The sequence below is a fragment of the Nonomuraea maheshkhaliensis genome (genome assembly GCF_039529435.1).
Lineage (GTDB): Bacteria > Actinomycetota > Actinomycetes > Streptosporangiales > Streptosporangiaceae > Nonomuraea > Nonomuraea maheshkhaliensis.
Genome location: NZ_BAAAMU010000091.1, coordinates 1 through 21,979, shown reverse-complemented (window position 1 = coordinate 21,979; position 21,979 = coordinate 1). Strand labels below are relative to the sequence as shown.

18 protein-coding genes and 1 pseudogene are annotated in these 21,979 nt (G+C 71.9%); 13 read left to right on the top strand and 6 right to left on the bottom strand.

Translation table 11 applies throughout. The features are described 5' to 3' along the window. From ABFX54_RS40545 to ABFX54_RS40520, 6 genes are all read left to right on the top strand, one after another. Positions 1-828 (top strand): tetratricopeptide repeat protein (locus ABFX54_RS40545; protein WP_346112160.1); only part of this gene is annotated, 828 nt, incomplete at its 5' end. A gap of 26 nt (positions 829-854) precedes the next feature. Then, complete coding sequence (locus ABFX54_RS40540) at positions 855-1,694, top strand: PP2C family protein-serine/threonine phosphatase (protein ID WP_346112159.1); 840 nt, start codon at positions 855-857, stop codon at positions 1,692-1,694. Beyond that, a complete protein-coding gene (locus ABFX54_RS40535; RefSeq protein ID WP_346112158.1) occupies positions 1,687-2,973 on the top strand; it encodes a vWA domain-containing protein in 1,287 nt (428 codons plus the stop codon). The genes ABFX54_RS40540 and ABFX54_RS40535 overlap by 8 nt, the downstream gene beginning before the upstream one ends. Then, positions 2,973-3,632 carry an FHA domain-containing protein gene (locus ABFX54_RS40530; protein ID WP_346112157.1) on the top strand — a complete coding sequence of 220 codons (660 nt, stop codon included), beginning with the start codon at positions 2,973-2,975 and terminating at the stop codon, positions 3,630-3,632. Before ABFX54_RS40535 ends, ABFX54_RS40530 begins: the two co-directional genes overlap by 1 nt. After that, complete coding sequence (locus ABFX54_RS40525; RefSeq protein ID WP_346112156.1) at positions 3,629-4,987, top strand: hypothetical protein; 1,359 nt, start codon at positions 3,629-3,631, stop codon at positions 4,985-4,987. The genes ABFX54_RS40530 and ABFX54_RS40525 overlap by 4 nt, the downstream gene beginning before the upstream one ends. After that, positions 4,984-5,787, top strand: coding sequence for a transporter substrate-binding domain-containing protein (locus ABFX54_RS40520; RefSeq protein ID WP_346112154.1), 804 nt, complete (start codon positions 4,984-4,986; stop codon positions 5,785-5,787). The genes ABFX54_RS40525 and ABFX54_RS40520 overlap by 4 nt, the downstream gene beginning before the upstream one ends. Before the next feature lie 52 nt (positions 5,788-5,839). Here the strand turns inward: ABFX54_RS40520 and rpoD are convergent, their stop codons facing one another. Together rpoD and dnaG are read right to left on the bottom strand one after the other, a co-directional pair. Then, positions 5,840-6,943 (bottom strand): RNA polymerase sigma factor RpoD, encoded by a 1,104-nt coding sequence (rpoD, locus tag ABFX54_RS40515; RefSeq protein WP_393264463.1) that lies wholly within the window; start codon positions 6,941-6,943, stop codon positions 5,840-5,842. A gap of 468 nt (positions 6,944-7,411) precedes the next feature. Beyond that, entirely contained in the window at positions 7,412-9,256 is a 1,845-nt protein-coding gene (gene dnaG / locus ABFX54_RS40510; RefSeq protein ID WP_346112153.1) for a DNA primase, read from the bottom strand. A 184-nt stretch (positions 9,257-9,440) separates the two neighbouring features. Between dnaG and ABFX54_RS40505 the strand changes: the two genes are divergently transcribed. The 3 genes from ABFX54_RS40505 to ABFX54_RS40495 are packed head-to-tail and all read left to right on the top strand — an operon-like array spanning position 9,441 to position 12,250. Next, the gene (locus tag ABFX54_RS40505) at positions 9,441-10,358 is read left to right on the top strand and encodes a M23 family metallopeptidase (protein WP_346112152.1); all 918 of its coding nucleotides are present in this window, start codon (positions 9,441-9,443) and stop codon (positions 10,356-10,358) included. A 54-nt stretch (positions 10,359-10,412) separates the two neighbouring features. Beyond that, complete coding sequence (locus ABFX54_RS40500; RefSeq protein ID WP_346112151.1) at positions 10,413-11,243, top strand: helix-turn-helix transcriptional regulator; 831 nt, start codon at positions 10,413-10,415, stop codon at positions 11,241-11,243. A 44-nt stretch (positions 11,244-11,287) separates the two neighbouring features. After that, positions 11,288-12,250 (top strand): quinone oxidoreductase family protein, encoded by a 963-nt coding sequence (locus tag ABFX54_RS40495; protein WP_346112150.1) that lies wholly within the window; start codon positions 11,288-11,290, stop codon positions 12,248-12,250. Positions 12,251-12,278: 28 nt separating this feature from the next. On the opposite strand, the gene ABFX54_RS40490 is transcribed toward ABFX54_RS40495, so the two are convergent. Together ABFX54_RS40490 and ABFX54_RS40485 are read right to left on the bottom strand one after the other, a co-directional pair. Continuing rightward, positions 12,279-13,436: an NAD(P)/FAD-dependent oxidoreductase gene (locus ABFX54_RS40490; RefSeq protein ID WP_346112149.1), complete on the bottom strand. Its 1,158-nt coding sequence runs from the start codon at positions 13,434-13,436 to the stop codon at positions 12,279-12,281. A gap of 154 nt (positions 13,437-13,590) precedes the next feature. Then, a complete protein-coding gene (locus ABFX54_RS40485) occupies positions 13,591-14,811 on the bottom strand; it encodes a deoxyguanosinetriphosphate triphosphohydrolase (RefSeq protein WP_346112148.1) in 1,221 nt (406 codons plus the stop codon). Positions 14,812-14,891: 80 nt separating this feature from the next. Here ABFX54_RS40485 and ABFX54_RS40480 point away from each other — a divergent pair, with 80 nt between their 5' ends. Beyond that, the gene (locus ABFX54_RS40480; protein ID WP_346112147.1) at positions 14,892-16,463 is read left to right on the top strand and encodes a M48 family metallopeptidase; all 1,572 of its coding nucleotides are present in this window, start codon (positions 14,892-14,894) and stop codon (positions 16,461-16,463) included. 91 nt (positions 16,464-16,554) lie between these two features. Here the strand turns inward: ABFX54_RS40480 and ABFX54_RS40475 are convergent, their stop codons facing one another. Beyond that, a complete protein-coding gene (locus tag ABFX54_RS40475) occupies positions 16,555-17,289 on the bottom strand; it encodes a phosphotransferase (RefSeq protein WP_346112146.1) in 735 nt (244 codons plus the stop codon). A gap of 229 nt (positions 17,290-17,518) precedes the next feature. Here ABFX54_RS40475 and ABFX54_RS40470 point away from each other — a divergent pair, with 229 nt between their 5' ends. The 3 genes from ABFX54_RS40470 (at position 17,519) to ABFX54_RS40460 (ending at position 20,938) form a co-directional block, all read left to right on the top strand. Beyond that, the gene (locus tag ABFX54_RS40470; protein WP_346112144.1) at positions 17,519-18,256 is read left to right on the top strand and encodes a protein-L-isoaspartate O-methyltransferase family protein; all 738 of its coding nucleotides are present in this window, start codon (positions 17,519-17,521) and stop codon (positions 18,254-18,256) included. Positions 18,257-18,379: 123 nt separating this feature from the next. Next, positions 18,380-20,113, top strand: a complete 1,734-nt coding sequence (locus tag ABFX54_RS40465) for a DUF4832 domain-containing protein (RefSeq protein WP_346112143.1) — start codon at positions 18,380-18,382, stop codon at positions 20,111-20,113. 279 nt (positions 20,114-20,392) lie between these two features. Then, positions 20,393-20,938, top strand: a complete 546-nt coding sequence (locus tag ABFX54_RS40460) for a GNAT family N-acetyltransferase (RefSeq protein WP_346112142.1) — start codon at positions 20,393-20,395, stop codon at positions 20,936-20,938. Between the two features lie 46 nt (positions 20,939-20,984). Here the strand turns inward: ABFX54_RS40460 and ABFX54_RS40455 are convergent. Beyond that, positions 20,985-21,979: pseudogene (locus ABFX54_RS40455) on the bottom strand (alpha/beta hydrolase-fold protein); the annotation flags it as partial.

Genomic DNA, 21,979 nt, shown 5'->3' with positions numbered 1-21,979 from the left:
GTTTCGCGGCCGAGCAGCGCGGCGAGCGCGGAGGCCGCCGGGTCTGCCGGACGCGACGGCCAGGAACTGCTCGACCAGCTCGCCGGGATGCCGGCGACCCCCGAGACGAAGCTCATGCGGGTCAGGCTGCTGGCCGAGTCGGCCGCGGCCGAGACCCCCGTCGCCCTGAACGAGCTGGACGGGGAGCTGCCGCGCGACTGGCGGCTCACCTGGTACCGCGGGGTGCTCGCGCTGGTCACCGGGCAGGCCGACCAGGCGGTGTCGCTGTTCGAGGCGTGCCTGTCGCATCTGCCCGGTGAGACGGCGCCGAAGCTGGCGCTGGCGTTCGCGCTGGAGTGCGCGGGCAAGCCCGCCGCCTCCTGGTACGACCTCGTCTGGCGCACCGACCACACCTACGTCAGCGCGGCGTTCGGGCTGGCCAGGTCGGGCCGGATCGGCGTGCTGGACGAGGTGCCCGCCTCGTCGGTCTACCGGGTGGCGGCGCAGGTGGCGCTGGCGGCCTCGGTAGTACGCAGGGCCGACCTGAGCGTGCTGAAACCGGACGAGCTCGTGGGCGCCGCCGACCGGGTCGCGAAGCAGGCCGACCTCGACCCGCGCCGCCGCGACCTGCTCACGGCCGAGGTGCTGGGCGGGGCGCTGGCCTGGCTCGACAGCAACCCGCCGCCGCAGGGCTCGCCGCGGCTGGCCGACGCGCCGTTCACCGAGCCGGGGCTGCGCAAACGGCTCGAATCCATCTACCGCAGGCTGGCCGTGGCGGCGGAGACGCGCCAGGAGCGCCACGCGCTGATCGACCAGGCCAACGCCGTACGACCGAGGACGTGGTTGTGATCTGTCCCGTTTGCCAGGCTCCCGTGGTGGCCGGAGACACGTACTGCGAGGCGTGCGGCCACGCGCTGGGCGCTCCCACCTGCTCCTTCTGCGCCGCGAAGGCCGTGGACGCGGAGGGCTACTGCGAGCGGTGCGGGCTGCGCCAGCCCACCGGCCGCGACCACGCCGAGATCGTGCTGGCCGGCGGCGCCGCCGCGGTGACCGACAGGGGGCTGCGGCGCAGCCGGAACGAGGACGCGGTGGCGCTGCTGGAAGCCGGGGGCCGAACCGGCGGCCGACCCGGCGACCCCACCGGCAGCCCCACTGGCGCAACCGTGGTGACCGTCGTCTGCGACGGCGTGGGCAGCTCGCCCAGGGCCGACGAGGCGTCGGCGGTTGCGGTGGAGACCGCGGGCGCGGCGCTGGCCAGGGGCCTGTCGCAGGAGGAGGCGTTCGAGCTGGCCGGGCGGGCCGTGGCCAAGCTGGCGACGTCGGTGGACGACGCCCCCGCCTGCACGTACGTCTCGGCCGCGGTGGCGCCGGACGGCCGGGTCACGCTCGGCTGGGCCGGCGACACGCGGGCGTACCTGCTGCCGGGCGGCGACCTGCTGACCGAGGACGACGTGGTGGAGACCGGCGAGATCACCGCCTGGCTCGGCGCCGACGCCGGCGACGTGGACCTCCACCTGCGCGCCTTCACCCCGCGGCGGCCGGGGCTGCTGCTCGTCTGCAGCGACGGCCTGTGGCGCTATCTGGACGGCTATGCCTTCCCCGCCACCGGCACCCCCATCGAGATGGCCCGTGAGATGCTGCGCCACGCGCTGGACTCCGGTGGCCAGGACAACGTGACGATCGTTTTGATCCCCCTAGGAGAGTCGCATGGCTGACCAGCCCGTTTTCACGCTGAACGTCGACCAGAACAAGTACCTTCCGCTGGACGGCCGCGAGGTGCACGCCATTCTCACCGTAGGCTCAACGGGCGGCGCGACCGTGCAGGCCGCGCCCGCCGAGGCGGCCGAGGTGATCATCATTGACACGTCGGGCTCGATGAGCGGCAGCAAGATCCGTGAGGCGCGGCAGGCGGCCGCGACCGCCGTGCGGACGCTGCGCGACGGCGTCTACTTCGCCGTGATCGCCGGTACGGAGTCGGCCAGGGTCGTCTTCCCCGGCGGCCACGCCAACCTGGTCAAGGCGAGCCCGGCCACCAGGGCCGAGGCCGAGCGGGCCATCAGCCGGCTGACCGCGCACGGCGGCACCGCGATGGGCGAATGGCTCAAGCTGGCCGGTCACCTGCTGACCGCGCATCCGTCGGCGATCAGGCACGCGCTGCTCATGACCGACGGGCAGAACAACGAGCGGCCCGAGGTGTTCGCCTCGGTGCTGGCGGGCTGGAGCGGCAAGTTCGTGGCCGACTGCCTGGGCGTCGGCGACGACTGGGTGCCCGCCGAGCTGCGGAAGGTGGCCGAGGCGCTGCTCGGCACGTTCGACTTCGTGCGCAATCAGGGTGACCTGCCGGAATACTTCCGCAGGCTCACGCAGACGTCGATGAGCAAGACGGTGGCCGACCTGTCGCTGCGGGTGTGGGTGCCGCAGACGGCGCGGCTGAAGTTCGTCAAGCAGGTCTCCCCCACGCTGCTCGACCTGACCGGCAAACGCGCCGACGTCAATCCGCTGACCGGCGACTACCCCACCGGCTCCTGGGGCGCCGAGGAACGCGAATACCACATCTGCGTCGAGGTGCCCCCGGGGCAGGTCGGGCAGGAGATCAGGGCGGGCTGGGTCAAGCTCGTCCGCCCCGACACCCAGGAGACCGTGGCCTCCGGCAACGTGCTGGCCCAGTGGACCGACGACCTGGCGCAGTCCACCCGGATCAACAGGAAGGTCGCCCACTACACCGGCCAGGCCGAGCTGCACGAGCTGATCCAGGAGGGGCTCAACGCCCGTTCCATGGGCGACGTCGACACCGCCACCGCCCGCCTGGCCAAGGCGCGGCAGATCGCCACCGACTCCGGCCGGGAGGACACGGCGAGGCTGCTGGAGAGGGTGGTGGAGGTCGATCCGGCCACCGGCACGGCCCGGCTGCGCAGGAACGTGGACAAGGCCGACGAGATCGAGCTGGACACCGGCTCCGTGCGGACGAGCCGGCTGCGTAAGGAAGGAAGCTGATGGCGACCTGCCCGCTGGGGCACGCGTCGGGCGCCGACGACTACTGCGACACCTGTGGCACCCAGATGGCCGGCCCGCCCCAGCCCGTGTCCCCCCAGACCACCCACTCCGTGCCCCAGCACGGATCCCCGTCCCAGGGGCAGGCCGCGGAGTCGTGCCCCGTCTGCCAGACCCCGCGCGCCGGGCAGTTCTGCGAGGTGTGCGGCCACGACTACAGCGGCAACGGCGCCGCCGTCCCCCTGCCCGCGACGGGAGCGCGATACGAGGCCGTCACCGGCGCCGACCGCACCTACTACGAGAAGGTCATCGCCGAGGGCGGTCCCGACGCCGCCGCGATGGCGTTCCCGCCGTACTGCCCCGAGCGCTCGTTCGCGCTGCACGGCGAGCAGGTACGCATCGGCCGGCGCAGCCGGGCCAGGAACGCCTCCCCCGAGATCGACCTGGCCGGGCCGCCCGAGGACCCGGGCGTCTCCCACCTGCACGCCGTGCTGCTGGGCCAGCAGGACGGCTCGTGGCTGCTGGTGGACCCGGGCTCGTCCAACGGCACCCAGCTGAACGGCCGGCCCCTCGCGGTGAACGTCCCGGTCAGGGTCGGCCCGGGCGACCGTATCCACCTGGGGGCGTGGACCGTGATCACGATCAGGGAGGGCACGCCGTGACCATGGTGCAGGTGCGGCCGGCGCCCGCCCCGGCCCGCCGGAGCGTGCCGGGCCGGATCCGCGTCATCTCCGGCATCACGGTCGCGTCGCTGGCCCTGCTCTTCGCGGCGCTCGCGGTCGGCAGCTCCAGCGCCCGCGACGGGCTGCGCGTCATCGGCCGCGACGCCGGCCCGCAGGTCGTCGCCACCGCCGGGCTCTACCTCGCGCTGAGCGACATGGACGCGCAGGTCGCCAACCTGCTCGTGATCGGCAAGGACTACGAGGCGCAGCGGGCCGAGGCGCTCAAGCAGTACGACGCGCGCCGGGTCGAGGCGCACCGGGCCCTGCTGGAGGCGTTCGAGCTGTCGGGCGACAACGAGGCCGAGCGCAGGACCGTCCAGTCGGTGCTCGACGGGCTCGGCCGCTACGAGCGGCTGGCCGGGCAGGCCCTGCTGCTGAACGACCAGGCCGAGCACGCCGCCGGGCCGCCGCCGGACAACGTGGTGCGCACCTACCGCACGGCCACCGACCTGATGCGGCTGGTGCTGCTGCCGCAGGCGTACAACCTGACCCTGGAGAGCGGCACGATCGTGCGCCGCACCGCCGACGAGAAGAGCTTCGTGGTGCCGCTCGTGCGGCTCGCGGTGGTGGTGGCCGGGCTGGTCGCGCTGGGGTGCCTGATCTGGCTGCAGGTCTTCCTGGCCCGGCGCTTCCGCCGGGTCTTCGGGCCCGCGCTGCTGGCGGCCACGGTGACGACGGCGGTCGCGCTGATCTTCGGCGTGAACGTGCTCTCCCGGGACGACCAGGCGCTGCGCACGGCCAAGTCGGACGGTTTCGACTCGGTGCTGACGCTGGCCAGGGCGCGGGCGATCAGCAACAGCATGCAGGGCGACCAGAGCCGCTACCTGCTGGACAAGGATCGGGCCGACACCTATGAGCACACCTACCTGGACAAGTCGCTGTCCGTCATCTACTACGAGGCGGGCAATCTGAGCACCTACCACCAGCGGGTGTCCAGCGGCGCGACGGGAGGGCTCGGCATGCTGGGGCCGGAGCTCGTCGGCAGGGAGGGCGAGAAGGTGATGCGGGCGTACCAGGACTTCCAGCGCGCCGATGCGGCCTTCCGCCGGCTCGTCGCGAACGGCCAGACCAACGAGGCGGTCGCCGAGCGGCTCGGCCGCACCATGACGGCCTTCGCCTCCTACGACGAGGCGCTGCAGTCCATGACCGCCTCGCACCAGAAGGTGTTCGAGCGGGCGATCGGCACCGGCGAGAGCGCGCTGGACAGCCTGTGGCGGCTGATGCCGTTCGCCATCGGCGCGATCGGGCTGCTGGTGATCGCCGGGGTGTGGCCACGACTCAAGGAGTACCGGTGAAGCGGGTGCTGGCGGTGGCGCTGGTCCTGGTCGCCCTGGCGGCCGCGGGCTGCGGGATGAACGGCCGGGAGTCGATCCTGGACAAGGACGAACTCGTCATCGGGGTGCGTACGGACCTGCCCTCGGTCGGGTTCCGCGCCGGCGGCAAGTTCGACGGCTTCGACGTGGACGTGGCCCGCTACGTCGCCGGCCGGCTGGGCAAGGAGGTCTCCTTCCTGGGCGTGCTGGCCGCCGACCGGGAGAAGGTGATCAGCCAGGGGCGGGCCGACCTGGTGGTGGCCACGTTCACGATCGATCAGGACCGGAAGCAGCGGGTGCTGTTCGCGGGGCCGTACCACATCTCCTACCAGGACATCCTGACCCGCGGCGACGACACGATCACCAACGTGCGCGAGCTCAAGGGCCGCAAGATCTGCGAGGTGGCGGGCGCGAACGCGGCCAAGCGGGTCGTCGAGGAACGCGGGGTGGCGGCGCAGGTCGTACCGTTCCCCGACTACAAGAGGTGCCTGGCGGCGCTGAAGGACCGGCAGGTGGACGCGGTCACCACCAACGACATCATCCTGGCCGGGCTGGCCGCCGAGGACGGCTCGGGACTGCGGCTGGCCAACGCGCAGTTCAACGAGCAGCGCTCGGGGATCGGGATGGCCAAGGGCGACGTGGCCGGCTGCGAGGCGGTGAACCGCGCGATCACCGACATGTACCAGAGCGGGACGGCCAAGAAGCTGCTGACCAAGTGGTTCGGCAAGTCCGGGCTTGATCTGTCCACGATCGCGGTGCCGCAGTTCGAGGGCTGTTCGTGACCAGTGGGCACGAAGTGTGGGGACGACCGATGGCCGTCCCCACACTTCGTGCTCAGTCGAGGTAGTCGCGGAGCATCTGCGCCCGCGTCGGGTGGCGGAGCTTGGCCAGGGTCTTCGACTCGATCTGGCGGATGCGCTCCCGCGTGACGCCGAACTCCCTGCCCACCTCCTCCAGCGTGCGCGGATGCCCGTCGGCCAGGCCGAACCTGAGCTGGATGATGCGCTGCTCGCGGTCCGAAAGCGTGGCCAGGATGTCGTCGAGCTGGTCCTGCAGCATGATGAAGGCCGCGGCCTCCATGGGCACGACGGCGTCGGCGTCCTCGATGAAGTCACCGAGGTCGGAGTCCTCCTCGCCGATCGGCGACTGCAGCGACACCGGTTCCTGGGCGATGCGCTGGATCTCCACCACCCGATCGACGGGGAGATCCATCTCCTTGGCGATCTCCTCCGGGATCGGCTCGCGGCCGAGGTCCTGGTGGAGCTGGCGCTGCACCCTGACGAGCTTGTTGATGGTCTCCACCATGTGCACGGGGATGCGGATGGTCCGCGCCTGGTCGGCGATGGCCCGCGTGATCGCCTGACGGATCCACCAGGTCGCGTAGGTGGAGAACTTGTAGCCCTTGGTGTAGTCGAACTTCTCCACGGCCCGGATGAGCCCGAGGTTGCCCTCCTGGATCAGGTCCAGGAACAACATCCCGCGGCCGACGTAGCGTTTGGCGATCGACACCACGAGCCGGAGGTTGGCCTCGATGAGCCGCTGTTTGGCCCGGGTGCCCTGCCAGACGAGCTCCCTGAACTCCGGGAAGGCCAGACGCGAGACCCCGTTGGCCAGCTTGTCCTCGGCGAACAGGCCGGCTTCGATCGACTTGGCGAGTTCCACCTCCTCCTCGGCGGTCAGCAGGGGCACCCGGCCGATCTCCCGCAGATAAATCCGGACGAGATCACTGGTCGGCGCCCGCTTGCCTACGTCTTCCTCATCGGCGCGGGAGGTCTCCTCGTCGCCCTGCGGCTCGAGGACCTCCACACCGTTCTCGGCGAGCATCCGCACGACGCGTTCCAGCGCGTCGGACGGCAACTCGGATCGGTCAAGCGCGGCTGCGACGTCATCGACGGTTACGCTCCCGCGCTCCCTTCCCTTCGCGACGAGGTCCGCCACCTGATCTACCGATGGCGGCCCGCTTGGCAGCACCGATGCACCCACGGGAGACAGTCTGCAGTATTGGTTCCATCAAATGGCAGACCCATTTTTGTCACCGAAGGTAAGACGATCGTCCTTACCGAATTGAGATCGCAATAAGGTTTAGCCCGAGTTTGATCAGGAAAGTAAAGTCAATTACGCGGTCTGGATTCACGCGCCCGGCGACACCCCCCGGTCGGACGCCGCCGTTTCGCTGCCCCGACGTGGCCGTCCTCGCCTTGTCACGGATTTTGGACCGGGCCAAGTTTCCGGGTCTACCACTCTGATTTGCGGCTGCGATCGCGTCCTAACTGTTACCAAACGCGAGTGATGAGACGGCCCGGCAGCGCCGTTCCGGCGGCGTCCCGGAGGCGTTCAGGCGGCGTTCAGGCGGCACCGAAGGCTTGCAGGCCGGCTGGCGGCCGCGTAACAGCGCGCCGTCGCCGGTCAGCTGCCGGCGGCGCGGTCGCGCAGGACCCGGCGCTGCTGCTCCAGCGCCACCAGCTCCCCGAACAGCTTGTTGTACTCCTGCTGCTCCTCCACCGGGTTGAGCCGCTGGATCCGCGACTTGACCTGGGCGATGGCCCGGTCGACCGCGATGGCCTCGATGGCGGCCAGCATCGCCCCGGCATAGCGCTCCTCGGCGTGGGCGTCGGCCTGGATCGGGTCGACCGCGAACCGGGTCACCAGCGCCCGCGCCCCCTCCTCGTGCGCGTGCTCCAGCAGCCGATCGACCCACTCGCGGCCGCCGTGCCCGGCCGCCGCGAGCCCGCCCGCGGCGGCGATGACCTTGTGCAACATCACGTGCTCGGGAGCGGTGAACGCCTGCGCGTCGAGAGCGTCGAAGCGCGGCCCGATCAGCGCGGGGCGCTGCACGGCCAGCTTGAGCAGCTCGCCCTCGACCCGCACGCCCGGGTCGTGCGGGGCCGCCTTGGGCTGTTGCCTGCGCCGGCCCTGCTGCTGGGCGCCGGACACCTCGGAGATGCGCTGCATGACGAAGCGCTCGTCCATGAACCCCAGCCACCGGTCCAGGTCGATGGCGTAGCGCTTGCGCAGCCCCGCGTCCTTGATGCCGGCCACGATCGGCGCGGCGGCGTCGAGGGCGGCGATCTTGCCCTCGTTGCTGCGCAGGTCGTAGCGGGAGATCGTGCTCCTGATCGCGAACTGGAAGAGCGGCTCGCGGCTGGCGATCAGGTCGCGCACGGCCGCGTCGCCCTGCTTGACCCGCAGATCGCACGGGTCGAGCCCGTCGCCCTGCACCGCCACGTAGGTCTGGGTGACGAACTTCTGCTCGTCGGCGAACGCGCGCAGCGCCGCCTTCTGCCCGGCCGCGTCGCCGTCGAAGGTGAAGATGACCTCGCCCCGGAATTCGGCCTGATCGAGCAGGAACCGGCGCAGGATCTTGATGTGCTCCTCGCCGAAGGAAGTGCCGCAGGTGGCCACGGCGGTCGGCACGCCTGCGAGATGGCAGGCCATCACGTCGGTGTATCCCTCGACGATCACGGCCTGCGCGCGCTTGGAGATCTCCCGCTTGGCAAGATCAATTCCATAAAGAACCTGGCTCTTCTTGTAAAGCGGGGAGTCAGGCGTATTCAGGTATTTCGGGCCGTCGTCGGAATCGAGCAACTTGCGCGCGCCGAAGCCGATCACGTCGCCGGTGGCGTCCCTGATCGGCCAGATCAGCCGGCCGCGGAACCGGTCGATCGGGCCGCGCCGCCCCTCCCTGACCAGCCCGCCCTTGACCAGCTCGTCGGCGCTGAAGCCGCGGCCCAGGAGATGGCGGGCCAGCGCCTCCCATTCGGCCGGCGCGTAGCCGACCCCGAACATCTCGGCGTCGGCCCGCTCGAACCCCCGCTCCGACAGGAACCGCCGCCCCACCGCCGCGTCCGGCGACATCAGCTTGTCGGCGTAGAACTCGGCCGCCGCCCGGTGCGCCTCGATCAGCCGGGCCCGCTCGCCGTGGTCGCGCCTGGGCACGTAGCCGCCCTGCTCGTACTGCAGCTGGATGCCGGCCCGCTGCGCCAGCCGCTCGACGGCCTCTCCGAACGACAGGTGCTCGATCTTCTCGACGAACGTGATCACGTCGCCGCCCTCGGAGCAGCCGAAGCAGAAGTACATCCCCCGCTCGGGGGTGACGTTGAACGACGGGCTCTTCTCGTCGTGGAAGGGACACAGGCCCTTGAGGTTGCCCCCTCCGGCGTTGCGCAACTGGATGTGCTCGCCGATCACGTCGGCGATGGGGGAGCGCTCGCGTACGAGGGCGATGTCGACATCACGGATCCGGCCAGCCACGCCGGGAAGTCTATTCCGCCCCACCGACGGTTCCCGACCGGTCGGGTGTCCCCGGCATGGGGAGCGGGGAGGAAGCCGGAGGTTACCTCTCGGCTGCTAAAGGGGGAAAGCGGCCATGCGGGGGCTCCCGGTCGGCTACAAAGGTAAAGGTTGTCGGTGGAAAACGGTGACACGGGTGGAGAACATGCGATCGGGGCATATCGGACGATTGGCGGCCGTCACGGGCGCCGTGCTGCTGACCGGCGCGTGCACCCAGGCCACCGGGCTGGCGGGCGTCGGCGCCGGGGCCGGAGGAGGGGCGGGATCGCCCTCCACGGTCGCCGTCTCGGGCACCCCGTCGGCCACCGCCACGACCCCGAGCCCGACCCCGCAGCCGCAGGCGGCCGAGCAGCCGCCCCAGGCGGACGACCCGGTGAACGTCCCGCCGCCGAAGTTGTCGAAGTACAGCTACGCCTTCCCGGTGAAGGGCTGCAAGACCACCTACCAGCGCAAGCTGCTCGTGCTGCCCAAGACGACGATCTGGGCGCCGCAGGGCTGCTCGTTCGTGGCGCCCGTCGAAGGCGTCGTGGACGAGGTGAACACCCAGGACAGGTGGCAGCCGGGCACCGACGCGGGCGCCGACCGCGAGGGCAGGTTCGTCACGATCATCGGTGACGACGGCGTTCGCTACCTGGGCGGCCACCTCGACTCGATCGCCGACGGCGTCAAGCCGGGCGCCAAGGTCAAGAAGGGCCAGCTGCTGGGCAAGGTGGGCCGCACGGGCAACGCCCGCGACACCGGGTCCAACCTCTACTTCGCGATCTCGTGGAAGACCGGCCCGGCCTTCTGGTGGGTGCGCAGGGGCATGGTCGAGCCGTGGGACTACCTCGACGCCTGGAAGAAGGGCAACCGCACGTACTCCCCCCGGGAGGAGACGATGAAGCTGCGCGGCAAGCTGGGCGAGACGCCGCCCTGCTCCGTGCAGTGCGCGTCGCGGCAGGCGACGACGCCGCAGACCAGCAAGACCAAGACGCCGCGCCCGCGCAGGAGCTCCGACAGCGACGCCGAGCGCAACCCGACGGCGACAGACCCGCTGACCGACGGCGGCGTCTCGGCCGGCTGAGCACGGCTGCGGGGTGCGATGAACAGGGCCGGCCGGTGCGCATAGGGTGTGCTGGTGACTGCCAGCCGAGGCCGCCGTGACCAGCTCAAGGAGTTCCTGCGGGCCAAGCGGGAAGCGCTCACCCCGGCCGAGGCGGGCATGCCCGCCGGAGGGCGTCGCCGCACCCCCGGCCTGCGCCGGGAAGAGGTGGCGGTGCTCGCCGGTGTGGGCGTGTCCTGGTACACCTGGCTGGAGCAGGGACGCGACATCACGGTCTCCGGCGCCGTGCTGGACGCGGTCGCCCGCGCGCTGAGGCTCGACGAGGCCGAGCGGGCGCACCTGTACGTGCTCGCCGGGCTGAATCCACCCGACCCCGCGGGCCGGCCGGGCGCGCCGGTGAGCGAGCAGCTGCGCGCGGTGCTGGACGCGTGGATGCCCAATCCGGCCCACGTCCTGGACCGGCACTACAACCTGGTGGCGATGAACGACGCGGCCAGGTGGGTGTTCGGGTTCGACGACGACGTACGGAACTGCATGGTGGCCTTCTTCACCCACCCGACCTACCGCGGAAGGTTCACCGAATGGCACGAGTTCGCCCCTGACATGGTGGCCGACTTCCGCGCCAGCGCGGCCCGGTATCACGACGACCCGGTCTTCGGGCGGATCGCCGCCGACCTGTGCGCGGCCAGCGCGGACTTCGCCGAGCTGTGGGCGCGGCCGGACGTCCGTTCCCGCTCCCAGGGGATCAAGTCGATCACCCATCCCGAGGCCGGGGACCTCACCTTCGAGTACTCGCTGCTGCGGCTGCCGGACCGCGCCGACCTCAACGTGGTGCTGCACACGCCGCGTCCCGGCACCAGCACCAAGGAGAAGGTGGAGAGCCTGGTGGTGGCAGACCCAGGATGAGCGGACACTGCCATGACGGGCGCCGTCCCAGCACGATGGACGGCATGCGAGCGATCACGATCCCCGAGTTCGGCAGTGCCGACGTCCTGCGCCTCGACGAGGTCGAGGTCCCCGAGCCAGGACCGGGGCAGGTCTCCATCGACGTGGCCTACGCGGGCGCCAACTTCGCCGAGATCCTCTACCGGCGGGGCGTGGTGGACGTCCCGCTGCCGTTCGTTCCCGGCATCGAGGTGTCCGGCCGCGTCAGGGCGCTCGGCCCCGGGGTCGAGGGGCTGCGCGCGGGCCAGCCGGTCGCCGCGCTGACGATCGTCGACAGCGGCGGCTACGCCGAGGTGGTGACCACCTCCGCCGCCCTGGTGGCCCCGCTGGACGGCTACGATCTCGGGCCGGGCCTCGCGGCGGCGCTGCCCTCCAACAGCGCCACCGCGTTCCTCGTGCTCGACCGCGTGGCCCGCATCGCGCCTGGGGAGGACGTGCTGGTGCACGCCGCCGCAGGAGGCGTGGGCAGCCAGCTCGGCCAGGCCGCCCGGTTGCTGGGCGCGGGCCGCGTGGTGGGCGCGGTGGGCAGCCCCGCCAAGATCGAGGCGGCCAGGGCGTTCGGCTACGACGAGGTGGTGCTCCGCGACGAGGTGGCCGCGGCCGGCCGGTTCGACGTCGTGGTGGACATGGTCGGCGGTACGGCCCGCCGCGGCAGCCTGGACCTGCTGGCGCCGATGGGCCGGATGGTGGTGATGGGCAACGCCTCCGGCGCCGAGGACGTCGGGATCTCGGCCAATGAGCTGTGGTTCACCAACAAGACCGTTTCCGGGTTCAACCTGGCCGCGTTCTCCGCCGCCTTCCCCGAGGAGGCGGGCCGGGCGCTGCACCGGGCCGTGGCCGCGGCCGCGAGCGGAGAGCTCCGGGTGCGGGTCGAGTCGCTGCGGCTGGAGCAGGCCGCGCAGGCGCACCGCCGCATCGAGACCGGCCGCACCACCGGCAAGCTCGTGCTCGAAGTCGAACGACTCTGAGGCGGCCGGCCGGCGGTGGCCACCGTGCTCAACCCGATGACAACTCCTTGACGTCGACCTGGGCGCCTGACCTGATCAGCTCCTGGATGCCGTCCACGACGTCCCAGGTGTTGACGTTCATGCCGGCCACCACCCGGCCGTCGCGCAGCCAGTAGACGATGAACTCCAGGCTCTCGGGGTCGCCCCGGTAGACGATCTCGTCGTGGCCCTCGATGTCGCCGGAGAACTCCATGCCCAGCTCGTACTGGTCGGTGAAGAAGTAGGGCAGCCGGTCGTGGACCACCTCCTGGCCGAGCATGGACCGCGCGGCCACGGGGCCGCCGTGCAGGGCGTTGGCCCAGTGCTCGACGCGGATGTGGCGGCCGTACACCGGGTGCAGGAACTCGGCCACGTCGCCCGCCGCGTACACGTCGGGGTGGGAGGTGCGCAGGGAGGCGTCGGTGCGGATGCCCTGGCCGACGTCGAGGCCCGCGTTGCGGGCCAGGCCCACCTCCGGTGCGGCTCCGATGCCGGCCACGACCAGGTCGGCGCTCAGCCGCTCGCCCGAGCTGAGCCGCACGCCGTCCTCGGTGATCTCCGCCGCGGCGATGCCGAAGCGCAGGTCCACGCCCTTGCTCGCGTGCAGGCGGGCGAAGAGGGCGCCGAGCTCGGGGCCGAGCGCCCGGTTGAGCGCGGTGGGCTCGGGCTCGACCACGGTGACCGCGCAGCCGGCCGCCCGCGCCGCCGCGGCGGTCTCCAGGCCGATCCAGGACGCGCCGACGACCAGCACGGAGCCGCCCTCGGCGAAGCGCCGCCGCAGCGCCTCGCTGTCTCCGACCGTACGCAGGTAGTAGGCGGGCCCTGGCAGCCGCCTGGGCACGGCTCCGGTGGCGATCAGCAGCTTGTCGTACGGCTGCCGGGAGCCGTCCCCGAGCCGTACCAGGTGGTGACCCAGGTCGATCTGGGTGACCGGCGTGCCGAGCCGCAGATCCACGCCGTTGTCGGTGTACCACTCGGGGGCGTGGACGAAGATGTCGTTCCGCTCGCTCGTGCCCTGGAGGTACTCCTTGGACAGGGGCGGTCTCTCGTAGGGCCGTTCGTTCTCCGCGCCGATCAGCACGACCTCGCCGTCGAAGCCCTCTTCACGCAGCGTCTGCGCCGCCTTCGCCCCGGCCAGTCCGGCACCGACGATCACATATGTGGCCATGGGCGCAGTATCCGCCCGGCGGGGGTCCTCGCGAAAGCGGCTCGTCCCGGAGAGCCCGGCTCGTTGACGAAGCCTTAACCAGAAGATCGGCCACAGCGACCTGATCACGGCCTGATCACGGCCTGATCAACGGGGATCGGTCGGAGTGGACCGGTCAGCGGGAGAGCCGGCGGTGCCAGCTCACCGCCGAGGTGTCGGTGAGCGAGGCGATCTGGTCGATCACCACGCGCACGCGGGCGGCGTCGTCCGGCGCCTCCAGGAAGGCGGGCCTGAAGGCGGGCTCAAGCGTGTCCGGCGCGCCGAGCGTGATCAGCGAGGCCAGCTCGGTGATGACGTCACGCTGCCTGGCCTGCTTGGCGTGGTGGTCCTCGGTGGTCATCACGTAGTGGGCGGTGACGCCCTTGAGCAGCGCGCACTCCAGCCTGGTGGCGTACGGCACGACGAGGTCGGCGCGGTGGCGCGAGCCGTGCACCTCCCTGGTGGCGGCCTGCGCGGAGCGGCAGAAGCGGCCGATGAGGCCGCTGGTGAGGGCCTTCAGGCCGGCCAGGTCGGCGATCGTGGCGGCGAAGCGGCGCGGCCAGAGTGGGTCGTCGATCAGCTTGGTGAAGACCTCCTCCAGCTCGCCGAGGTCGGCGCCGGGGGCGTACCAGGTGCGGGTGATCTCGCACACCTGGGCGCGTTCGGTGGGCGACTGGAGCGCCTCTGGGGTGACGTGACCGGAGTGCAGGGCGTCCTCCAGGTCGTGCACGGAGTAGGCGACGTCGTCGGCCCAGTCCATGATCTGCGCCTCGAAGCTCACCCGCCCGGCCGGCGCGCCCTCCCTGATCCACTCGAACACCGGCAGGTCGTCGTCGTACACCCCGAACTTGGGCGATTCGCGGCAGGTCCACGGATATTTGATGGAGGCGTCCAGGGCGGCGCGGGTCAGGTTGAGTCCGGCGCTGAGCCCGTCCTCGGTGAGCACCTTGGCCTCCAGCCTGGTGAGCAGGCGCAGGCTCTGGGCGTTGCCCTCGAAGCCGCCGCACGAGCTCGACAGCGCGTTGAGCGCCACCTCCCCGTTGTGCCCGAACGGCGGATGCCCCAGGTCGTGCGCCAGGCAGGCGGTCTCGACCAGGTCGGGGTCCACGCCGAGCGTGGCGCCCATCTCCCTGCCGACCTGGCCGCACTCCAGCGAGTGGGTCAGGCGGGTGCGGGGGATGTGCTGGCCGCCGCCGAGCGTCTCTCCCGGGCCGACGACCTGCGTCTTCGCGGCCAGTCTCCTGAGCGCGGCGCTGTGCAGGACGCGGGCACGGTCCCGCTCGAACGCGGACCGTTCCGGATTGCCGGGAAGTTCCGGAACCCAACGCTCTTGGTCATGCTCGTCGTAGTACGGCATCAGTGAAGCGATTTTATCCAGTTTCCCGTCTCCGCTAGTGTCGAGCCTCGCGAGAACCCCTTCCCCGGGAGCCCTCCCCCATGACGACAGCGTTCCGAGCAGTGCTGGCTTTCACCCTGCTCGCCGGCTTCTACATCCTCGTCGGCCTCATCGTGGCCGCCGCCATCTTCCTCGACGTCCTGCTCATCGTCGACTTCCACGCCACCGCGCTCAAGTTCGCGATCGTGCTCACGCTGGCGTCGGGCGCTCTGGTCAGGACGCTGGTGATGGTCAGCCGCCGCCGTGACGGCGAGCAGCCCGGCGTGCCGGTGGGACGCGAGCACGAGCCGGTGCTGTGGCAGACGGTCGAGGAGCTGGCCCAGCGCGTGCGCACGGCCCCACCGGACGAGATCCGCCTGGTCCCCGAGGTGAACGCGGCCGTCTCGGAGGACACCCGCTTCCTGGGGCTGAAGGCGACGCGGCGGCGCATGTTCATCGGGCTGCCGCTGCTGCAGACGCTCACGGTGGACGAGATGCGCGCGGTGCTCGGGCACGAGCTCGGCCACTACAGCGGCGCCCACACGCGCCTGGGCGCGCCGGTCTACCGGGGCCGCGTCTCGCTCATCGCCACCGTCCAGGGGCTGCGTAACCATCCGTTCGTGCAGCGCCTGTTCACCTGGTACGCCAAGCTCTACCTCCGGGTCTCGCAGGCCGTCTCGCGCAGGCAGGAGCTGGAGGCCGACCGGTTCGCCGTCGCGATCGGCGGCCGGCAGGCCACGTCAGGGGCCCTGCGGAAGATCCGCCTGACCGCGGCGGGCTGGGAGACCTACGTCGACAGCTACCTGATCCTGACGGGCGCGGGCGGCACCAGGCCGGCGACGGTGTTCGGCGGCTTCCACGCGCTCATGAGCGACCCCGAGCGGCAGGCCGAGCTGGCCAGGCTGAGCGAGCAGCCCGAAGAGGTCTCCCCGTACGACTCCCACCCGAGCATGGCCGAGCGCCTGGCCGCGATCGAGCACCTCGACGAGCCGCAGCAGGTGCCCGACCCTCGCTCCGCCCTGACCCTGCTCGTCGACCCGAACGTGGCGGTGCAGGCCGTGGAGCAGTCGATGTGGTCGCCCGACGCGGCGGCGACGCTGCGGCCGGTGCCCTGGGAGGAGCTGGTCTCGCACGCCATGTACGCCGGCCGCAACGCCGACGCCCTGCACGACCTGGCGGTGGCCGGGCAGCAGGTGATGGGGGCTTCGCGGCCGTACCTGGACGCGGCGTTCGAGGCCATCGCGCGGGGGCGGCAGGCGGAGCTGGAGGCCAAGCTGCTGGAGAGCGGCTGGAACCCCTCCCCTACCCTGCTGGCCGGGGTGCTGGGGCAGGCGCTGGAGGCGGTGCTGATCCAGCTCGGCGAGGCCAAGTGGACGCTGTCGTGGTCGGGGCCGGCGCGGCTGCTGTTCGACGACGGGGAGGAGGTGGCCCTGTCGGAGTACGCGGCCCAGGTGGCCACGAACCCTGAGGCCGTGGGCGGGCTGCGGCAGTGGCTGGGCGATCACGGGATGCGCCACGACTACGTACCGATCGAGGAACCGGCCGCCCCTGACCCCGCCGCCCCGCAACCGGCCCCGGCGCAACCAGCCCCGGCGCAACCGGCCCCGGCCGACCTCCACCACCTGCCGAGCTGACCGGCCGCCCGGAGCCGGCGGAGGGCTCGTCCGAGAGCCCCGCGGGCTCGACCGGTGGCGGCGGAGGGCTCGTCCGAGAACCAGGTCGGGCTCAGCGGAGGGCTCGTTCGAGGTCGGCGCGATGTGCAGCGACCCAGTCGCGGGCGGCGCACACCCGCTCGACGACCCCGTCCGCGACCAGCCGGGCGGCGTGCGGCAGGCCGGCCGCCGCGTCCGCCACGATGCCGTCGCGGCACCGGTCCTGCCACCACAGCACGGTCGGCACCACCTCACCGCGCTCGGCCAGGCCGTAGCCGTCGCAGATCACCCGCATCCGCCGCGCGGCCACGCCCGGCTCCGCGCCGGGGCCGAGGCCGGCGTACTGCCAGCACACGTGGGCCACGTCGTGGATCCGCCGACCCGGCCCGGCGAGGTCCCAGTCGATGAACGCCACCGGCCGCAGCCCCGCCCCCTCGTCCCGGTAGACGGTGTTCTTCGGCGACAGGTCGTTGTGGCAGACCACCTCGCCGTCGCCGGCCTGCGGGGTGCCCGCGGTCAGGTCGTGGAACTCGCGGACGAGGGCGGCCACCCGGGCCAGGCTCTCGTCCGAGCCGACGCCGTCCGGCTGGACCTCCTCCCACGCGACGTGCCCGTCCACGTACCCCAGGATCTCGCGGCCCTCGCCGTCGAGGCCGAGGAAGGGCGGCGCGCCCCGCCAGCCGCTCCGCTCGAACAGGCGCAGCACCTCGTGCACGTACGCGGCCCGCTCGGAGGGACGGCGGCGGACGGTGTCACCGACGCGGACGACGGCGTTGACGAACCCTCCCGGGAGTGGCGTCTCAGGCATGAGTCCCAGCCTGCCCGATCTCCACCCGCCCGCGCGACGCCCGCTCGCCCTCGGCCGACCGCGCCAAGATCGATCACTTTGAGTGACGAGTCTGTGGCATCGCGGCGGATGAGGCGGAAAGTCGCGCGCGGGAGGGCCGCGCGACAAGAGTTTTTCCCGACCGTCTTGCCACACTCCGATCAGTGGCCTTACGGTCACCCTTAGCATTCGCCCGGACCAAGGAGGCGCTGTGAGCAGGCATGACGGCGGAACCCGGCAGGGCTCTTCGATGCTGCCCCACATCGCCTGGCGACTGGAGGCGATGATCGCGGCCATCGCCGAGCGCCGTGCCCCCGCCACCGGCCCGATCGCGCAGGCGCTGCGGAAGGTGCCGCGCCACTGGTTCGTCCCCTCGCAGGGCCTCGCGCTCGACGACGACGGCGGCGCGGTGCCGATCGACCGCGACACCGATCCGCACGGCTGGTGGGACGCCGTCTATTCGGGCAGCCCGATCGCCACCCCGCTCTCCTGCGGGCGCGGCGGCACCGCCTACACCTGCGTCAACCCCGCCCCCAGCGCCGTGGCCGACCTGCTGGAGCTGCTCGAGGTCGGCCCCGGGCAGCGGGTGCTGGAGGTCGGCACGGGCAGCGGCTGGGTGACCGCGCTGCTGTGCCGGCTGACGGGCGAGGCGGGCGGCGTCACGTCCATCGAGAGCGACCCGGCGGTGGCGGAGGCGGCGGGCCGCAACCTGGCCGCCGCGGGGATACGGCCGCACCTGTTCGTGGGCGAGGGGGCGCGCGGGTGCCCGGAGCGGGGGCCGTACGACCGGGTGCTCGTGCTGGCGGGCTCGCCGGAGTCGTGGGCCGGGCAGACCCGGCCAGGGGCGGTGATCGTGGACGCGCGCGACGGGCACGCGGGGCACACGGGGCACGCGCACAGGACCGTCACCCCGTCGGCCGAATATTACTCGGGACTCCCTGATTATTGAAGCTCGCCCCTGGCCGTCACCAGCGCCAGTTGACCGGGGTCTTGACTTAATTCGCATGGACTCCATGATTAGTCGCAAGCAATCCGCGAACATCCCGCCGGCCTGCCTGCCTCTAGGAGCGCCATGCCCAAGCTCGCACGCGGTCTCACCCTCCTCCTCCTGTGCGCGTCGGTCCTCGTCGCGCCCTCCCCCGCGCTGGCCGCCATCACCGGTCAGTCGGCCACCGACACCGCCACGACGGTGACGTACCAGTTCGGCTACACCGGCAGCCCCGCCTACACCCGCACGTACGTCGACACCGACCGCGATCCCGCGACCGGCTTCGCCCAGGGCGGAGCCGGAGCCGACTTCTTACTGGAGAACGGCTCCCTCTACCGCCACGACGGCGGCGGCTGGAGCTGGACGCTCGTGGGCGCGGTCACCCACTCGGCCACCGGCGGCACGGCCAGGTGGACGGTGCCGCGCGCGAGCCTCGGCGAGAGCGCCACCCCGAACGACGCCGACCTCGTCTTCCAGGTGGAGTCGCCGCTGGAGACGTCCGCCAAGTACACCCACGTCTACAGCGGAGGGGGCGGCAACGGCACCGTCACCTACGCCCCCACCAGCGCCGACTTCGCCAACCCCGAGCGCGGCCTCTACCACCACACCGGCGACTGCGACAAGAACGACTTCTCCCTGGCGACCCTGCAGAGCTACCGCACGAGCCAGAACATCTCCCTGGTGATGTGCGTGTTCTACCTGGCCGAGTTCAAGACGAGCCCGATCAGCGCGGCCGCCCTGCAGCAACTGCAGCAGCAGCTCGACACCGTACGGGCGGCGGGCCTGAAGATGATCCTGCGCTTCGCCTACACCACCTCGACCGACGGCGCCGACGCCGCCAAGGACCGGGTGCTCGCCCACCTCGACCAGCTCGCCCCCTATCTGAGCGCCAACAGGGACGTCATCTACCTCATGCAGGCCGGCTTCATCGGGGCCTGGGGCGAGTGGTACTACACCCAGAACTTCGGCAACGCCGGCACGGTGACCGCGGCCGACTGGGCCAACAGGAAGGCCGTCGTGGACAAGCTCCTCAGCGTCCTGCCCTCGACCCGGATGGTGCAGCTGCGTACGCCGAAGTTCAAGCGCACGATGTACACCACCAGCCCGGTCACCTCCGGCCAGGCCTACGGGGGCTCGGCCGTGGCGCGGCTCGGGCACCACAACGACTGCTTCCTGGCCAGCCCGGACGACTACGGCACGTACGAGGACCCGGCCGTCGAATATCCCTACCTCGGCTCCGACACCGCGTACGTCGCCATGGGCGGCGAGACCTGCAACCCCAACCCGCCCCGCTCCGACTGCCCCACCGCCATGGACGAGCTGTCGCGCTTCCACTACTCCTACCTCAACACCGACTACCACACCGGCGTGCTCGGCAGTTGGAACACCGGCGGCTGCCTGGCCGAGATCACCCGCCGCCTCGGCTACCGCTTCGCCCTGACCACCGGCACCTACCCCGCCGCCGCCACCCGTGGCGGCGGCCTGCCGGTCAGCATCACAGTGCGCAACGACGGCTACGCCGCCCCCTTCAACCCGCGCGGGCTGGAGCTGGTGCTGCGCAACACCGCCACCTCGGCCCTGCACCGCTTCCCGCTCACCGCCGATCCGCGCAGGTGGCAGGCCGGCGCCACGAACACGATCACGCAGACGGTGCCGCTGCCCGCGTCCCTGCCCGCCGGCACGTACGCGCTGCTGCTCAACCTGCCCGACCCGCAACTGCCGTCCAGGCCGGAGTACGCGATCCGGCTCGCCAACGACGGCGTCTGGGAGGCCACGACCGGCCTGAACAGCCTCCGCCACACGGTGACCGTGAACTGACCCCTCCAACCGCCGGCCCATCACCCTCCCGGGGGTGGGCCGGCCCTCACCCAACGTTGGCCGGCGCCGGCAGCGGGCTCCGCAGCCGCTCGGCGGGACGAGCGCGTTCTGGCCCATCGACCTCGCGGAGTGTAATGATCGTCGGGCTGTTCATATCAGGATCGTCGGAGCTTCCAGGCGCGGATTGTGGCCCTGGAAGTGTCATCATCGTCGCCCCCTCCCGGCTGTGCGGTGAAAAGGATTTGACGGGGTGTGGTGGGGGTCTGGACGATCAGGTCCGTGAACGTTGAATTCCCTCGGTTCTCCCCCGACGACGCCGATGCCCTGGTCGAGCTCCTGACAGGCGAGGAGTGGCCCTTCCATGCGAGCGTCCAGGAGGAGACGGCCATCCGGCGGCGGATCGCCGACGGCGTCTACGACGACGCCGACAACCGCACCTTCTGGCTGGTCGCGGACGGGGAGCGGGCCGGGCTGGTGCGGCTGCAGGACCTGACCGACTGGACGCCCATGTTCGACCTGCGGATCCGGGCCGCGTGGCGGGGGCGGGGGCTCGGTACGGCGACGCTGAAGTGGCTGACCGGCTACCTGTTCGAGCAGTTCCCCGCGTTCAACCGGATCGAGGGGAACACGCGGCAGGACAACCTGGCCATGCGGGCCGTCTTCCGCCGCTGCGGTTATGTGAAGGAGTCGCACTACCGCGAGGCCTGGCCGGCGCCGGACGGCCCGGTGTACGACTCCGTGGGGTACGCGATTCTGCGGCGGGACTGGATCTCCGGGACGACCACCCTGCCCGACTGGGACGACGAGCCGACGAGCGTCGCCTGATCAGGCGGGCAGGGGCGATGAGGGACAACGTCCGTCACGTGACGGCTCAGGCGGCGGGCAACGTGGTCAGGAAGACGTCGCCGTTGCCCGGTGCGGTGCCGCCTGCCGGGGTTCCGTAGGTCAGGCCCGTGACGGCCACCTGGCCCGAGGGGGTCGTGGTGGCGTACAAACCGGGCTCGGCGAACGGGTCCACGCCGTCGTCGCGAGCCGTCCCGAGCTGGGTGGCGGCGCGCTGGGCCCCCTTGGCGTCCAGGCGCAGCACCAGTACGTCGGCCCCGCCCGCCGGCACGCCCACCCGGCCCCGCGTGTAGCCGACGACCCGCACCTCCCCGCCCGCGAGCGGGGTCACGGCGGCGCCCTCGTCGGCCTGGGGCGTGGCCAGCACGTGCTGCCAGCGGCGCGCGCCCCTGGCGGTGTAGGCGACGGTCAGCGCGTCCCCTGCCGACAGGCCCGTGGCGGCGGTCAGGCCGGTGGTGGTGACGGTGACCGCGTTCAGCCGGTCGTCCTCAGGGCCGCCGGCGGTGGTGGCCCACTGCCGGGTGCCGTCCGCGGTGTAGGCGGCGATCCAGCCGTCCAGGCCGCCGAGGGCGGTCGTGCCGGGCAGGGCGGCGGAGGCGCTGCCGGTCACGTGGACGGCCGAGGCGCCGGCCGCGATCCCGGCCGCCTTGTCCTCGCCGGCGCCGCCGTACTGGCGGATCCAGGACAGCGCGCCGTCCGGGGTGAGGCGGGCGACGATGGCGTCCTTGTCGCCGGCGTTCCGGCCGTCGAGCGACCCCTTGGTGTAGCCGGCGACGTACGCTCCCCCGTCGGGAGCGGCGCTCAGCGCGTAGAGGCGGTCGGCCGCGGCCGGGTCGCCGAACTGGGTGAGCCAGCGCACCTCGCCGGCGGCGTCCAGCCGGACCACGAAGGCGTCGTCGGCGGCGTTGCCCGGATGGCGGCCGTCCAGGTCGCCCTTGGTGTAGCCGGCCGCGAGCACGCCTCCGTCGGGCAGGGCCGCGACGCCGTACAGGCGCTCGTCCGCCGCCGTGCCGAGCTGCCTGG

Coding starts and splice junctions, on each gene's coding strand:
- ABFX54_RS40535 (WP_346112158.1), top strand. CDS start 1,687: ATGGCTGACCAGCCCGTTTTCACGCTGAACGTCGACCAGAACAAGTAC.
- ABFX54_RS40530 (WP_346112157.1), top strand. CDS start 2,973: ATGGCGACCTGCCCGCTGGGGCACGCGTCGGGCGCCGACGACTACTGC.
- ABFX54_RS40505 (WP_346112152.1), top strand. CDS start 9,441: ATGCGATCGGGGCATATCGGACGATTGGCGGCCGTCACGGGCGCCGTG.
- ABFX54_RS40495 (WP_346112150.1), top strand. CDS start 11,288: ATGCGAGCGATCACGATCCCCGAGTTCGGCAGTGCCGACGTCCTGCGC.
- ABFX54_RS40490 (WP_346112149.1), bottom strand. CDS start 13,436: ATGGCCACATATGTGATCGTCGGTGCCGGACTGGCCGGGGCGAAGGCG.
- ABFX54_RS40485 (WP_346112148.1), bottom strand. CDS start 14,811: ATGCCGTACTACGACGAGCATGACCAAGAGCGTTGGGTTCCGGAACTT.
- ABFX54_RS40480 (WP_346112147.1), top strand. CDS start 14,892: ATGACGACAGCGTTCCGAGCAGTGCTGGCTTTCACCCTGCTCGCCGGC.
- ABFX54_RS40475 (WP_346112146.1), bottom strand. CDS start 17,289: ATGCCTGAGACGCCACTCCCGGGAGGGTTCGTCAACGCCGTCGTCCGC.
- ABFX54_RS40465 (WP_346112143.1), top strand. CDS start 18,380: ATGCCCAAGCTCGCACGCGGTCTCACCCTCCTCCTCCTGTGCGCGTCG.